General features: G+C 36.3%; 15 protein-coding genes. All 15 read right to left on the minus strand.

What is annotated here, in order from left to right; all coding sequences use genetic code 11:
* Window positions 1-68: 68 nt before the first annotated feature.
* The 15 genes from LG329_RS04925 to LG329_RS04995 all read right to left on the minus strand — a co-directional run bounded on the left by LG329_RS04925 (window position 69) and on the right by LG329_RS04995 (window position 14,741).
* The gene (locus tag LG329_RS04925; RefSeq protein ID WP_404454106.1) at window positions 69-701 is read right to left on the minus strand and encodes a PspA/IM30 family protein; all 633 of its coding nucleotides are present in this window, start codon (window positions 699-701) and stop codon (window positions 69-71) included.
* 18 nt (window positions 702-719) lie between these two features.
* Window positions 720-1,073, minus strand: coding sequence for a flagellar basal body rod protein (locus tag LG329_RS04930; protein ID WP_404454109.1), 354 nt, complete (start codon window positions 1,071-1,073; stop codon window positions 720-722).
* Window positions 1,074-1,657: 584 nt separating this feature from the next.
* The gene (locus LG329_RS04935) at window positions 1,658-2,233 is read right to left on the minus strand and encodes a YdhK family protein (RefSeq protein ID WP_404454112.1); all 576 of its coding nucleotides are present in this window, start codon (window positions 2,231-2,233) and stop codon (window positions 1,658-1,660) included.
* Window positions 2,234-2,259: 26 nt separating this feature from the next.
* Window positions 2,260-4,305, minus strand: coding sequence for a heavy metal translocating P-type ATPase (locus LG329_RS04940; protein ID WP_404454114.1), 2,046 nt, complete (start codon window positions 4,303-4,305; stop codon window positions 2,260-2,262).
* Between the two features lie 158 nt (window positions 4,306-4,463).
* Window positions 4,464-5,297 carry an undecaprenyl-diphosphate phosphatase gene (locus LG329_RS04945; RefSeq protein ID WP_404454117.1) on the minus strand — a complete coding sequence of 278 codons (834 nt, stop codon included), beginning with the start codon at window positions 5,295-5,297 and terminating at the stop codon, window positions 4,464-4,466.
* Window positions 5,298-5,316: 19 nt separating this feature from the next.
* Window positions 5,317-5,931 (minus strand): DedA family protein, encoded by a 615-nt coding sequence (locus LG329_RS04950; protein ID WP_404454119.1) that lies wholly within the window; start codon window positions 5,929-5,931, stop codon window positions 5,317-5,319.
* 127 nt (window positions 5,932-6,058) lie between these two features.
* Entirely contained in the window at window positions 6,059-6,961 is a 903-nt protein-coding gene (locus LG329_RS04955) for a sensor histidine kinase (protein ID WP_404454122.1), read from the minus strand.
* Between the two features lie 24 nt (window positions 6,962-6,985).
* Entirely contained in the window at window positions 6,986-7,738 is a 753-nt protein-coding gene (locus LG329_RS04960) for an ABC transporter permease (protein WP_404454125.1), read from the minus strand.
* Window positions 7,731-8,654, minus strand: coding sequence for an ABC transporter ATP-binding protein (locus LG329_RS04965; RefSeq protein WP_404454127.1), 924 nt, complete (start codon window positions 8,652-8,654; stop codon window positions 7,731-7,733). Before LG329_RS04965 ends, LG329_RS04960 begins: the two co-directional genes overlap by 8 nt.
* 80 nt (window positions 8,655-8,734) lie before the next feature.
* Window positions 8,735-9,427, minus strand: a complete 693-nt coding sequence (locus LG329_RS04970) for a response regulator transcription factor (RefSeq protein WP_404454130.1) — start codon at window positions 9,425-9,427, stop codon at window positions 8,735-8,737.
* A gap of 47 nt (window positions 9,428-9,474) precedes the next feature.
* On the minus strand, window positions 9,475-11,175 hold the full coding sequence (gene nagZ / locus LG329_RS04975; RefSeq protein ID WP_404454133.1) for a beta-N-acetylhexosaminidase: 1,701 nt from the start codon (window positions 11,173-11,175) through the stop codon (window positions 9,475-9,477).
* 200 nt (window positions 11,176-11,375) lie between these two features.
* Window positions 11,376-11,558 carry an anti-repressor SinI family protein gene (locus LG329_RS04980; RefSeq protein WP_404454135.1) on the minus strand — a complete coding sequence of 61 codons (183 nt, stop codon included), beginning with the start codon at window positions 11,556-11,558 and terminating at the stop codon, window positions 11,376-11,378.
* Window positions 11,559-11,697: 139 nt separating this feature from the next.
* A complete protein-coding gene (locus LG329_RS04985; RefSeq protein ID WP_404454137.1) occupies window positions 11,698-12,303 on the minus strand; it encodes a TetR/AcrR family transcriptional regulator in 606 nt (201 codons plus the stop codon).
* Window positions 12,304-13,050: 747 nt separating this feature from the next.
* Window positions 13,051-14,088 carry a M42 family metallopeptidase gene (locus tag LG329_RS04990; RefSeq protein ID WP_404456409.1) on the minus strand — a complete coding sequence of 346 codons (1,038 nt, stop codon included), beginning with the start codon at window positions 14,086-14,088 and terminating at the stop codon, window positions 13,051-13,053.
* A 215-nt stretch (window positions 14,089-14,303) separates the two neighbouring features.
* A complete protein-coding gene (locus tag LG329_RS04995) occupies window positions 14,304-14,741 on the minus strand; it encodes a CBS domain-containing protein (RefSeq protein WP_404454140.1) in 438 nt (145 codons plus the stop codon).
* Between the last annotated feature and the right edge of the window lie 188 nt (window positions 14,742-14,929).

The raw sequence follows: 14,929 nt of genomic DNA on the forward strand, positions 1-14,929 counted from the left end.
CGCAGTACACTGCGCCTGTTCAGTATATCATTTTTTTTAGAAAAACTGCATTGCAAACTCACAGGAAATTAGTTAGTTTCTTGTGTGTTCATTTCTTTTTCAAGTTTTTCAATCTTGCTGTCAAATGTGTTTCGATAATAGGAACTATTCACCTTATACTCCAGGTCCTCAATGTATCGTTCCATCTCAGCAAAGCGAGCTATCGGCTTATTAGAATAATCGTCTACAACTCGGTTTATTTGATGATTGGCATTTGCAACATTCTCACGACCCAGAAGCTCCATGCGACGTAAATGCATATCCTTCAGTTTGTGCTTCATTTCTTCGTATTTTTGTTCCAGCATTTCTAATTGCTCAACAGACTCTTCCCGTGAAACCTTTAGTCTATTTGCTCTAGATTGATATTCCTCATGTTCTTTCATAGCGAATTCACGCATTTCGTTTTCTTCAGCTTTTTCTGCAATATTAGCTTGCTTCAACCGTTTATCTGCAAGATCTTGTGCACGATGATATTCTCTTGTAAATTCATCCTTTAATCGATATTGACGCTCTACAAGCTTTCTTACTTTTTCCTTTTCTTGCTCACTTTGACGCAGATATTGATTTAAAGCAGCAATCGGGTTCTTTTGTTCTTTCTGATCCATCATATTATGAAGGTCTGCCGAAATAGAATCCTTCATTCGTGTAAATACGTTTGTCATATAAATCTCTCCTCATTATTAATTATTTAATTCCGCCCATTGTCTTTCAAAATTTTTAAATGGATCATCTTCTACCACTACTTGTTCGTGTGCATCATGTTTACCACTTTTCCAGCTCTTGATGATCAAATACAATGCAAATGCTGCAGCAACACCAATAACAGCATAGATATTAGAAAGCCCGATACTAATTACTACAAGGCCAGCGATAACCCATCCGATTTTTCCAACTGTTGAATCGCTTTTGATAAATTGCTTAAAGATTACATAAAGCAACCAGATGCTTGCACCTAATAGAATTATTGGTCCGAGCATTGAAAGTAGAATCAATAAAGCGACCATTCCTCCAATAAATAACATAAACTTTTTCATTTGTTTTGCCTCCTTTCTTTATCTTATATCCATCATACCGAGTAACTGGATTTCACATAATGAGCCGGAGCCATATCTTTTACTAAGACTTGAGGCGTATTGCTTGTTAGACATTGTCTGTAATACAGAAAAAAACAGCTATCAATATTAACGGGTTCTGTTACCTATCACGAACATTAAAAATGCACATACCTAAAATTATTTTCGCGGACATCAGATACTTTATTTAGAGAAACCAAACGATAATAAGGTGTTAAACGGACTCCAGGTTCCTTATTTGGAAGAAATACTCCTATTTTACTTTGATATATGTGAAATAAATGATTGTATGTCCGCATACCTACTCAAAATCACTGTTTTAACAGAAATAGCGAATCGTATGTCCGCCAGTTCCAGTTAAAATAATAAAGAAACAACCTAGTTCAAATTGTTCAAAAGAGAAACTAAAGGGATATATGTAAAAAAGTCAGAAGGAAATTACGGTGGTGTTTCGAATTAAATGCTCAATAAATAATAGTAAACAAGCCTTTTGACACCTACCCTGTTCTATAAGATAAGTATCGAAAGGCTAAACCTGTATAAATTTACTCAGCTGACAGTTCACCTCCAGTTACCCATTTATGGTTAGTTACCTTATCTTCACCGGTAGTTGGGACATAATCAATCATATATACAGTAGTTTGTTTGGCTGACTCAATTACAGCAGTGGCACCGTCCATCCCTTTCATATGAGAGGCATTTATCGTAACCTCAGTACCTGGTTCTAATGACTCCCCACCAGCGTCAACAATTTCTTCTTGGATAACCCATTTATGATTTTCCACTCTTTCCCCACCAGTTGTAGGAGTGTACGAAATTGCATAGGCAATAGTATCATAGGCGCCCACAATCGTTGCTTCCGCACCCTGCATCCCTTTCATGTGATCCGTTTCGAGAATAGCTTGACTCCCAACTTCAAATTTAGGGTCCTCCGCAACTTCTAAATCATCAGGAACTTCACCAGAACTGGAATGTTCCATACCTTCATGATCACCGGAATCCATACTCATATTCTCATCGTTTTCCTTCTGGCTCTTTTCTTCATTATCGTTACCACATGCGGCTACAATCAATGTGGACACAATCAATAAAACACCTATAATTAGTTTTTTACTTTTCATAATATAAACCTCCTCTAACTTTTCAATTATTGCTTCTCATAATTAAACAGACGCGCATTAATTGCTACAACTACTGTACTTAGTGACATAAGCAGTGCACCAACTGCGGGACTTAACACAATTCCTACTGGGAATAAAATTCCAGCTGCTAATGGAATTGCAATTATATTATATCCTGCTGCCCACCATAAGTTTTGAATCATTTTTCGATATGTTGCTTTGGATAAATCCAAAATGTTAACCACATCTTTAGGATTGCTTTCGACTAAAACTATATCCGCGGTTTCCATTGCCACATCTGTACCAGCTCCGATTGCAATTCCCAGGTCTGCATTTGCCAAAGCAGGTGCATCATTTACGCCATCACCAGTCATTGCAACGCGTTTCCCCTCTTTCTGTACCTTCTTTACAAAATCTGCTTTTTCATCAGGAAGAACTTCAGCCGTTATAGCATCCAGATTTAATTGTTTACCAACCCATTGCGCAACTTTTTGACTGTCACCAGTTAACATCATGGATTCAACATTCATTGATTTGAGCTGAGCAATCGCTTCCTTGGAACTTTCTTTTATTTGATCGGCTAACGCCACAAATCCTTCCAGTTTATCGTTGATTAAAAGAAAAGATATCGTTTTTCCTTCTGCACTTAAAGGTTGAAATTTGGATTGATCAAAATTAATTTGCTCATCCTTTAAGTAACCCGGACTGACTACTTTTACATTCTTATTATCTACTTCACCCTGAATACCTTTACCTGTTAATGATTCAAACCCATTAGGTTGCGGGTATTCAATGTTTTGCTCTTTTGCATACTTCACAATTCCTTTGGCAATTGGATGTTCTGATTGTGATTCTAGTGATGCTGTGAATTTTACAATCTCTTCTTTACTTAAATCACCACTTGAAACAACGTCACTTACTCCAAATTCACCTAATGTCAGGGTTCCTGTCTTATCAAATATGACGGTGTCTATATTCCTCGCTCCTTCAAAACTTGACCGTTTTCGAATCAGCAATCCACTTTTAGCAGCAAGTGTTGTTGATTTCGCAACAACTAATGGTGCTGCAAGTCCAAGCGCATGGGGACATGCAATAACCATGACAGTTACCGTCCGTTCGAGAGCATAACTTAAAGATGGGCCAACGAAAATCCAACTAATAAACGTAACAACACCAGCTCCCATTGCGATATAAAATAACCATTTTGCCATGCGGTCAGATAGATCCTGTGTATGGGATCTTGATGCTTGTGCTTCGCGAACCATCGTGATTACCTGGGATAAATAGCTTTCCTCCCCTGTTTTCTCAATAGAAATAGTTAGCGACCCTTCTCCATTGACCGAGCCACCAATTACTTCTTCTTCGGTATCTTTTAAAACGGGAAGCGATTCACCCGTCAACATTGATTCGTCTATCTCTGATCTGCCTTTTTTAATGGTACCGTCTGCAGGGATTTTTTCACCTGGTTTAATCAATACCAAATCACCGTTATTCAAATCAGCCACTTTCACATCTTCTGTTTCGTCGTTTTCCTTAATTCGATGAGCCGTGTTCGGCATGAGCTCCACTAATTGCTCAAGAGATGAAGTAGCACCCATTACTGATTTCATTTCAATCCAATGTCCGATCAACATGATGTCAATCAGAGTGGCCAACTCCCAGAAAAAATTACGACCTTCGACTCCAAATACGGTCAATGAACTGTATCCATAAGCCACAATAATTGCCATAGCGATTAATGTCATCATACCAGGTTCTTTTTGCTTAACTTCATCAGTCATTCCTTTAAGAAATGGCCATCCACCATAAAAGAATACGATAGTCGATAATCCAAAAAGGATATATAAATCGCCTGTAAAACGCCAATTCACATTTATTGCGTCTTGTATCATTGGTGACAATACAAGAATTGGTATGGTTAATAATAACGAGATATAAAAGCGCTTTTTAAAGTCTTCCATCATATGTGCATGGTGGTCATGATGACCGTGACTACCATGATGATTTTGATTTTCTTCATGGTTTTTATGGTGCTCATGTTGATGATTATGTTGATTCATATGTTCACTCATTTTCAATTCCTCCCTTCAATTCATTTTTCGCTCGTCTTTTAACATATACCCCTAATGGGTATTAAACAAACTACTTTGGTTGCTTATTATTTACAGTTATAAAAAAATAATGCCCCAACTCAATCGTTGGGGCATTCATCAATACTATGAATTTTTGTTTAAAAATAAATCAAATAAATTACAGCCACTAATACTATTCGATAAATGGCGAAAGGAATTAATTTAACCCTTTCAATAATGTTTAAGAAAAACTTAATCGTGATCAAAGCAAATACAAATGCACTAATAAAACCAACAATAAAAAACGGCAATGCGTCCATCGTAAAATACTGCCAGTTACCTAGTAGCGATACACCACTCGCTCCCATCATGATTGGTACAGCCATGATAAAGGTGAAGTCTGCGGCAGTTCTATGATTCATACCAGTTAGAACACCACCTGATATTGTTGCCCCAGACCGTGAGAATCCAGGCCATAAAGAGAAACATTGTATCAAACCCACAGTAAGTGCTTGCCTATATGTGATTTGATCAACAGTTGTAACTCTTGGCTCTTTTGGAGAAAATAAGTCTGCAATAATCATTAAGACGGAACCGATTAGTAATCCAATTAGTACCGTTTCCGTAGTAAATAAATTTTCGTCAATATAGTCATCAAATAAAAGACCTAAAATTCCAGCAGGTATCAATCCTACAATTACCTGAGTTAATTTTAAGCGACCTTGTCCTTTCGATGCTTCTGACTTGCTTCTTCCTAAGCCTAACAGGTCGATAAATCTATTTCTAAAAACAACAACGACCGCCAGTATCGAACCGAGTTGTATGACAACCTTAAATGTGTTTGCAACATACTCAGATGCCAAAAATTCTTTTGATTTCAGCCACAGGTCATCGACGATAACCATATGACCGGTTGATGATACGGGAGCAAATTCTGTAAGTCCCTCAACCATTCCTAAGATAAGCGCTTTTAATAGTTCAATTATCTCCATTTAGTGTAAACTCCTTAATCTATCTTTTTCTTTTTGCTAATCTACGTATATATAACAAGACTAATAGTACCATTCCAGTTGCAATAATAATATAGGCTACAGTAGAATAAACATCCATAAACTCTAGTATATCTTCCCACGATTCACCTAAGGCAGCTCCCACAGATACTAAAATAATATTCCAGGCAAGCGTACCGACTGTAGTAAATAGCAAGAATAACCAAAATTTCATATTAGACATGCCGGCCGGTATTGATATTAAGCTTCGTATTAGTGGAATCATCCTGCAAAATAATACAGTCCAATAACCATACTTATCAAACCACGTATCCGCCTTTTGAATATCTTCTTTTTTTATTCGAATAATGTGACCCCATCGGTCAACGATTTTTTCCAACCGTTCAACATCAATCATTAGTCCGATTCCATAGAGAATGATAGCTCCTATTACAGATCCTGCTGTTGCAGCTAAAATAACACCAACAACAGATAGATGTGAATAAGTAGTCATAAACCCGCCAAAAGGCAATACTATTTCTGATGGGATTGGTGGAAATAAATTTTCTAGTGCCATCATTAAAAATATACCTAGGTAGCCAAATTGCTCCATAAAATCAGTAATCCAGTTTTGCATGATTTACCTCCAAATAATTAACTGATTGTCCACTAATAAGTATAGCAATGAAATAATTAAGATATGCCATTAGATTATAATACTATTAAATCTATAACATAAAAGTCAATGAAAAATAAATTAATTCCTAGTTTTGAATTTTCCATTCACATTTCATATATAATTTGCCCTCTTTAAACTCTGCAGAAAGATCCCCATTCATTTTCTTCATTAGGCCTTTTGCAATAGATAACCCTAGTCCTGTACCTTTTCCTGAACGCGTTTGATCAGCTGTGTAGAACCGGTTGAAAAGCAAATCCAAATCCTTCTCATCAAAATGTTTCGTATCATTACTAATAGTCACTAAAGCCGTTGATTCAAGCTTCTCAAGACGAATTGTTACATTTCCACTGGAATGTTTAATGGCATTGATGATAAGGTTTTCCATTACTCTCTTTGTAGCTGACTCATCAGCGATCATCCTAATTTCCTCTTTAGGTAGAATTATAGATGGCTGTAAATCATGTTCATTAAACTGGTCATAAAACTCCATTATCACTTCTGAAACTGTGTTGTTCATTTTTATTGTTTCAAGCTTTAAATAATGATCTGTGGATTCAATTATCGACAACTCGAAGAAATCATTTAACAACACCTGCAGCCTTTTTGTCCGATCCTTAATTACCCCTACATATTCCTCTTTTTCCTTTGATGTTAAATCCTTCGCTTCTAAAAGTTGAATATACCCAAAAATCGATGTCAAAGGTGTACGGATATCATGGGAAATATTCGCAACCGCTTGTTTTAACTCCACCTCAGTTCGTCTTCTCTCAGCATTTGCTTGAACGACTAAATCAAATTGTCGATTAACACTCACTGCAAGTGCTTCAATATCCTTATCAAAAAAAGAAATATCTACCTTCTTTTCGGCTTTATGATCATTATAGTTTTTTAGCTGCTTCGTAATACTTTTCATTTCTTTTTTTACAAGATAGAAACGGATGAGAAAAATAACTGCAATCAAAACCGAAATAATCGTTAGATAAATCATTGTTTCCCACCCGCCCTCTTCTTGTTATTTTATTTCTTTTTTACGAAATACTAGACTACCTAAAATTCCTATACCAATATAAGTTACAATTGGCACAAAGATAAGTTTAAAAAGTTCATTACTTCCTACGTTAGGCTGAGTAATTTCTACAAACAGCTTAAACACTGAATGATTGAAAACAGGCTCAACTATCGATACTTTCATAGCTATAAAATAAAAAAGTGTATCAAATAGGAGGAAAAATATAATTAAAAACCCGATTGCCTTACCACTGTCCGTCATCATGATTGCGAATAAAGCCATAATGGACGAAAATGCTGCTGCATAAAGAATTAATAATCCAATCGTTTGCACAAAATAGCCAACTCCCATACCTTGAGGCAACTCGCCAAAACCATAGATTAACGTTCCCGTACCTGTTGCAACAATAGGAAATATTAATGAAATGATGATTGACCCGAATGAGAAGACTAATAACTTTGCCCAAAAAATCCTCATCCGGCTATTTCCAGTAGCTGTAATACTTTTCATTGTGCCCATGGAATATTCACTTGATATGAAAAATCCTGCAAGTATACAAGGTGCTATCCTTGTGATGTAGTTATTACCTGCAAAAGCTCCAAGATATACTTCAAAACCACTATTTAAGTTTGGATCATGATCCAGGTATTCAAGCAACGTCCAGCCTATAGCGGCTAGGAATAAAATGATAAGTACCGTCCAAAAAGACCTGTCCCTACGCAACTTATATAATTCTGTTTTCATTAAATTACCCATGCTGCACACCACCAACCAAGTTGGTAAAGTAGCCTTCTAAGTCTTCACCCATCGGCATAAACTGTTCGATGACCAAACCTGTAGCCGATAGCGCTTGCGAGACTTTACCTGGTTGATCAACATAGCTGTATAATTTGATCGTACCATCAGGCATCACCTCAAAATCGGTGGTAACAAGTTCGTTTTCAATCATAGTTACTGCTTTGTTCGAATTATCTACCTTAATGTGCAGGTATTGTTGACATTTTTCATGTAGGTCCTTCGCTGTTAACTCCTCAAGCAACACTCCCTTATGAATAATCCCATAATGGGTCGCAAGTAAATGGAGTTCACTTAAAATATGACTGGATATTAAAATGGTAATTCCATTTTCACGATTAAGCTTTAATAATAGCTCTCTCATTTCAACAACACCCATTGGATCTAATCCATTGGTTGGCTCATCAAGAATTAAAAATTCTGGATCACCTAGTAAAGCAATTGCGAGGCCGAGCCGCTGCTTCATGCCCAGTGAAAAGTTTTTTGCTTTCTTTTTACCGGTCCCTTGTAATCCAACTAGTGTAAGTATCTTTTTAATACTATCGTTTCCTGGAATCCCTTTTAGAAGTCGATGAGCCTCTAAATTCTCATTTGCGGTCATATTTGGAAACAATGCTGGCCCTTCAATGATTGTACCAATTCGCTTCCGGGCTTGAATAAGTTCACGCCCATTGCTTTCACCGAATAATTCGACCGAACCATTAGTAGGAAAAGCAAGTCCTGTAGCCACTTTTATTAACGTTGATTTCCCAGCCCCATTCTGCCCGATAAAACCATATATAGAACCCTTTCTTATTGAAAGGTCAACTTTATCCAGAGCAAATTGGTTTTTGTATTTCTTTGTTAGGTTATTTGTTTTAAGTACATAATCGTCCATACCCGTTTACCTCCCTCATGTATAGTTTAATTATAAAAACGAAAACATAAGAAAGGCTTAAGACAATCCTTAAGAAAACCTTAAGTTTTAAGTCGATAACCCATCCCCCAGATTGTTTCGATATATTCTTCTTCCGGATTGGCCTTCGATAACTTATTTCTTAGGTTACTCATATGAACATTAATCGTATTATCATCACCATGGAACTCTTCATTCCAGACACTTTCAAACAAATTGGCTTTCGTAAATATTTTTTTAGGAGATGATAAAAGAATAACTAGAATTGCGTATTCGCGTGCAGTAAGAGTAAGCACATTCGCGTTTACCTGCACTGTCTTGGAATCTGTATCAACGGAAATATCCTTATATATTAATTCTTTCCTTGTTTGGGGTTCCGTGTTGCGCCTGTATCTCCTTAGGTGCGAATCAATTCTTGCAGATACCTCATCAATATCAAAGGGTTTGGTAATATAATCATCTGCACCTGTTCGTAACGAATCGATTTTCGTCTGCTGGTCTAACTTTGCTGAGATTATAATAACAGGGACAGGTTTTTGTTCAACGACCTTTGCAAGTATTTCCTCTCCTGTCATACCGGGAAGCATTAAATCCAGCAGTACCATATCCCAATCCTGTTTTTCCAAATAAATCATTGCCTCTGTTCCTGAATAAGCAGGTTGTGCCAGATAACCGCTTTTTTCTATGATGTTACATAACAATTGATTAATATCATTATCATCTTCAACTACTAAAATATTAATTGGATCATCCATTTTATCTACACCTTGTTTGTTGAGTTTAATACCTATAGCATATCATTTTACTCATACTTATTAAGCACTTTTTTTATCGATTGATTCAGTTCATTTACATTGATGTTTTCTACTTTTTTATTTTTTAAGTCATACTTTTGTTTTAATTCAATGATTCGACGTACACTTTCATTGATTCTTCCCTCCGATATTTCACCTTGTTTAACAGCACTTTTTAATGCATCTATTGTGGACGTAATTTTGTCATAGTCATGGGCTACCAAAATAATGTCACTACCTGCCTTCACAGATTTAACAGCAGCATCACCAATGTTAAAATTGTTTGTTATTGCATCCATGGTCATGTCATCCGTGATCACGACCCCGGTAAAATTAAGTTGCTTTCTTAGGATGCCGGTAATAATTTTTTTAGACATAGATGATGGATTTGTTGGATCAAGTTTTGGTAGTAAAATATGAGCAACCATTACAACGTCAGCGCCGTTGGAAATAGCATTTTTAAATGGGATAAGTTCTAGGTTGTTCAATTCTTCCAGACTTTTATTGACTTTCGGTAATTTTAAATGTGAGTCAACAGATGTGTCACCATGTCCCGGAAAATGTTTAATGACCGAAATTATCCCCTGTGATTGAATTCCCTTCATGGTTTGAATCCCTAACTTGCTTACGATCTCAGGGTTATTACCAAATGAGCGATTTCCGATAATAGGATTATTTGGATTACTATTTACATCAAGCACAGGCGCAAAGTCAACATTAAAGCCAAATTCATTTACTTCTTTTCCTAAAAGTTTACCTATTTCATAGGAATACGTAGCGTTGTTTACCGTTCCAATCTCTTTATTCGCAGGAAAATTAATTAGATCCCCAGGCAGCCTGGAAACCGCTCCCCCTTCTTGATCTATGCTCATAAAGAGTGGCAGTAGGTTTTCTTCATTTTCTGTTTTTATCTGATTGAGTAGGTTCTTGGTTTGCTTAGGACTTGTGAGATTGTTCGCGTAAAAAATAAATCCTCCAACTTTGTGCTTGTTCACTAATGATTTAGTAGTTGAATTGATTGTAGTACCGGAAATGCCAGCAATAATCATCTGACCAATTTTTTCATCAAGACTCATTTTTTCGATGACTTTTGAAAATGATTTTTCATTTTTATTCTGGTTACTTACCTGTGTGAAAACTGAAACATGATGCACTTCAGGGTTTTCTTCACCTTTTGGCAAAATCCATTTTAGTTGATAGTTTTCATTAACATGGTAAACAAGAATAATCTGATCATGTGTTTTATCTTTATAATAGCGGACATCGTCTGGAACACCATGAGCCGCTTTGATTTGGTTTAAGTGTATTTTTTGCAACTCAGAATGATATGACCGTACATCAAAAATAAGGTCACCCTGATAACCGACCGTTACATTGTATGCCGAATAAGTTTCATAATAGCCGTTCGGGGTTTTAGTCGATTTCTCTGGATCTCCCCACTTTTTGTATACATCCTGTATTTTTGTTTTGCCAGCAATTATTGATGTATGCAACACCTTGCCTTTTTTAGCTAGCGTAAAAATGTCATTGATTAATGTATCCGTACTACTATGTTCATCATCTGGATTGGACGGCGGTTTTTCCTCGATTTCGGGAAACTGAGCTTTATCGGAACTGTCTTTATCTTGATTTTTCTCATCACCTAAAAACCAGCTGATAACCAGAACTCCAGCTAGAGAAATAAGTAAGAATCCGACCTTTTTAAGCATACGATACCCTCCACAACTAAAAAGCATTACTATCTATACTACTCACAAAACATGTATTCTATAATTTCTTCTTTCCACTATGAACCTAATGTCTTACTATAATTATATGTACCACAAGTAAAATAATCAAAAAAGACCTACCATTAGTGGTAAGTCCGATAAGTATATTGACTATGACATAACTCAGTATAGTTAACAATTTAATTCCTTTTGTCCTGGATAAACTGCAGATAAATTTTTTTACTCCTAAAATCTCGGTGTTCTATGATAAACTTTCTAACTTCTGTTGAAGTTAGCCCTGCACTTTTTGCATGTAAAACAAGATCAACCCACTCTTCATCAAGACTATTCTCCAGCGATTCCTTCATCGAACTCTTGATCATAATCAACTCCCTTAAATTTTTAAAACGACAAGGAACCCTTGTTTTATAAGAATATTTATCTTGGTTGAAATGTGGATTTCTGCTGTTTTTACCCTAGTACCCAGCCGTTTCATGTTTACACGGATACGAATAATAACAGTTACCTGTCATTATTATTGGAAATGATCCCAAATAATAAAAGATTTACTATATCATCTGCAAGCCTCTCTGGCCCTTTTAATCCCGTAAATAATTTAGTGACAGTTAAACGCTCCATTATACCTACTAAACTTTCCGCAACAATTCTTATATCAACGATTGATTGGAAATAACCTTCATCCATTTCACTCTTAAGGTTATCCGTTATTTGAGTTGCTAACTGACTTTTCATTTCTTCCGCTTCTGGTGCAATAAAAAATCCAATTGATGTTAAATTCGGGTTTTTCATAAAGAAGGTAAATATCGCAGTTAACCCTTCTTTGATTTTATCCGGTAAAGATTTTAATTCAATTCCCGATTCAAGACGGCTTTTTCCAACAAGTCCAAATAAATTAGTACGAAATGAATGGATCAGTTCTTGAAAAATCTCTTCCTTACTTCGGAAATAAAGATAGAATGTGGGCTGTGTTAACTCCGCCCGTTTAACAATGGTACTTATTGTCGTTTCATAATAGCCTTTACGAGCAAATTCCTCAGCAGCAATTTTCAGTAATAGGTCTCTACTCTGTTCCCCATTCGCTCCTTTTTTTCTTCCTCTTTGACCCATAAATGACAACCCCATGTTTGATTAGATATGTAAGTATATTACTAATTATTATTATCCTCCATAGACCATCACTAAGTCAAGATAGATTTCAGAATATTATTTGAAATCCTTGTAAAAAAGGAACCTCCCACTATTTTAACGGGTACCATTACCTATCACGAACATTAGAAATGCACAATAAAATGACCATCAACGCGATGCTTTGATGGTCATTTTTTGTTGGCATAGTAGTATTTTCAGTTAAATATCCAATAAGATTTTAGTGTGAATTGTACCCAAATTTTATTAAACTGTGTCATAGCATACCGTACCGCTCCGGAAAAACACTCCGCTGGTGCAATGTCCATTAATGGAATGATAGAAATCACTTCATTGACTAGAACTTGAATTTACACTATTATGACAGTTGATTTTCGCTGCGGACAAGTTGACTCCTGTGGGAACAGCACGAGTCTAAAGACCTCGCAGCGGTGGTAGGTGATGAGGGCCGACTAAAACCGTTCTTCGCGGACATCAGATACGCTATTTATAGATAACAAACAATATTAAGGTGTTAAACGGACACCAGGTCCCTTATCTGGAAGAAATACCCCTATTTCACTTCGATATATGTGAAATAAAGGATTGTATGTCCGCATACCGCCTGAAAATCATTGTTTTAATAGAAATAGCGAATCGTAGGTCGGACATTTCCAGTTAATGTGTAGCTATCCATCATTGGTAAGTTCTTTTGCTCAAGGAATAACTTTAATTTGAAACCATGCCGGAAAAAATATAATGGTAAAGCAATCGCTCTGTATAATCCAATGATGACACATGTGTTCTTTCAAATGCGTGGGAGGAATCAATTCCTGGTCCAATAAGTCCATGAATAATATCATGACCTGCCGCAATAGCTGCGGATGCATCTGATCCATAGTGCGGATAAATATCCAATTTATAGCCAATATTATTTGACTCTGCTAACTCAACAAGATGTTTGCGTAGACCATAATGATATGGTCCACTTGAATCTTTTACACAAATGGATACTGTATACTCATCAGTCGATTGACCATCACCAATAGCACCCATATCAACAGCTAAATATTCAATGGTTTCTTCTGGAATATTTGAATTACCACCATAGCCAATTTCTTCGTTATTGGAAATGAGGAAATGAGTCGTGTATGGCAGTGTTGCATTCTCTTCTTTTAATCGTTTTATCAGCTGCAATAGGATGGCAACACTTGCCTTATCATCTAGATGGCGAGATTTAATGAAGCCATTATCCGTAATTTGGACGCGGGGATCAAACGAAACAAAGTCCCCTACTTCAATTCCAAGTGCACGAATTTCTTTATCATTTTCGACCTGCGCATCGATTCGGACTTCCATGTTTTCTTGATTACGCTTAGCAGTTCCAGCATCCTTATACACATGAACTGAAGTTTGATGCATTAAGATTGTTCCCGTGTAAATCTTTCCTGTAGAAGTATGGATTTCACAATACTCACCTTCAACCGAGTTATAACCAAATCCGCCAATAAGGTCGAGACGAAGACGTCCATTATCTTTAACTTCTTTAACCATTGCACCTAGCGTATCAACATGTGCAGTCAACATTCTATGTTCTTTATTATTTGTTCCAGGAAGTGTTGCGATTAAACCTCCTTTACGATTTCGCGTTGTTTCTACTTTCAATTCCTTTAAAAATTCCTCAACAAATTGTATTACTTTTTTGGTGTTGCCTGAAGGACTTGGTATGGAAACCAGTTGTTTAACAAGTTCTTTCGTTTCATTCATGTTCGGATATGTATTCAAAATAATCTCTCCTTTCACTACTATTCTATCGATAAATGCTGTATTTTTCCAAAATTCAACACAAATAATACATGAAAGAAATTATTAAGTTTCAATATTAACTAAAAAACTTCTATAGAAAATGTGAAAAGAACGTCAAACATAAATCAATGTTTAACGTTCTTTTCCCTTACCTTTATATTAATATCATTTCACACCTATTGTTGAGGACTTGAAGGTGCCGATATACTTGAAAGCGCCTGTCCTGCTTCATTTCCAAGTTGTTCATTACTAGCCAGATCACCTAATGCAACCATCCCGACAATTTGTCCATTTTCAACAACAGGTAAACGACGAATTTGTTGTTGGGCCATTAATTCAGCTGCTTGATGAACGTCCATGTCTGGTGTCCCCTGTACTACTTGTTGAGCAGTCATCACCTGGGAAATTGGTGTTTGTGAAGCTTCCCCCTGTGCTGTAGTGCGTAATGTAATATCACGATCCGTTATAATCCCGACCATCTGACCATTATTATCGGTAACTGGGATTGCCCCAATATTATGTTCACTCATGATGGCTGCTGCTTCTTGTACGGATTGCGTCTCAGTAATTGTAAAAACACTTGGAGTCATAAAACTTCTTAATTGCTGATCCATGACATAACCTCCTTTTCATAAGTAGGATTTGTCAATTTCGTGCATTTTATAATAGAGAGATTTTTCCATACTTGGATGGATTGCTACTTGCGTTGTGTTAATTGACTTAAATCCACTAATCATGCTATCTTTTGATGGTAGTAATAAGCAATTAAAGGAGAATTATCCCAATGTAAACTTAAAATCCC

The organism is Virgibacillus necropolis, from assembly GCF_044793635.1.
GTDB classification, from domain to species: Bacteria; Bacillota; Bacilli; order Bacillales; family Amphibacillaceae; genus Virgibacillus_F; species Virgibacillus_F necropolis_A.

Bases quoted from the DNA above. Each gene is read 5' to 3' on its own strand.
- LG329_RS04990 (WP_404456409.1), bottom strand. From the start codon at position 14,088: ATGAATGAAACGAAAGAACTTGTTAAACAACTGGTTTCCATACCAAGT.
- LG329_RS04950 (WP_404454119.1), bottom strand. From the start codon at position 5,931: ATGCAAAACTGGATTACTGATTTTATGGAGCAATTTGGCTACCTAGGT.
- LG329_RS04945 (WP_404454117.1), bottom strand. From the start codon at position 5,297: ATGGAGATAATTGAACTATTAAAAGCGCTTATCTTAGGAATGGTTGAG.
- nagZ (WP_404454133.1), bottom strand. From the start codon at position 11,175: ATGCTTAAAAAGGTCGGATTCTTACTTATTTCTCTAGCTGGAGTTCTG.
- LG329_RS04935 (WP_404454112.1), bottom strand. From the start codon at position 2,233: ATGAAAAGTAAAAAACTAATTATAGGTGTTTTATTGATTGTGTCCACA.
- LG329_RS04995 (WP_404454140.1), bottom strand. From the start codon at position 14,741: ATGGATCAGCAATTAAGAAGTTTTATGACTCCAAGTGTTTTTACAATT.
- LG329_RS04930 (WP_404454109.1), bottom strand. From the start codon at position 1,073: ATGAAAAAGTTTATGTTATTTATTGGAGGAATGGTCGCTTTATTGATT.
- LG329_RS04955 (WP_404454122.1), bottom strand. From the start codon at position 6,961: ATGATTTATCTAACGATTATTTCGGTTTTGATTGCAGTTATTTTTCTC.
- LG329_RS04965 (WP_404454127.1), bottom strand. From the start codon at position 8,654: ATGGACGATTATGTACTTAAAACAAATAACCTAACAAAGAAATACAAA.
- LG329_RS04970 (WP_404454130.1), bottom strand. From the start codon at position 9,427: ATGGATGATCCAATTAATATTTTAGTAGTTGAAGATGATAATGATATT.
- LG329_RS04940 (WP_404454114.1), bottom strand. From the start codon at position 4,305: ATGAGTGAACATATGAATCAACATAATCATCAACATGAGCACCATAAA.
- LG329_RS04960 (WP_404454125.1), bottom strand. From the start codon at position 7,738: ATGGGTAATTTAATGAAAACAGAATTATATAAGTTGCGTAGGGACAGG.
- LG329_RS04985 (WP_404454137.1), bottom strand. From the start codon at position 12,303: ATGGGTCAAAGAGGAAGAAAAAAAGGAGCGAATGGGGAACAGAGTAGA.
- LG329_RS04980 (WP_404454135.1), bottom strand. From the start codon at position 11,558: ATGATCAAGAGTTCGATGAAGGAATCGCTGGAGAATAGTCTTGATGAA.
- LG329_RS04925 (WP_404454106.1), bottom strand. From the start codon at position 701: ATGACAAACGTATTTACACGAATGAAGGATTCTATTTCGGCAGACCTT.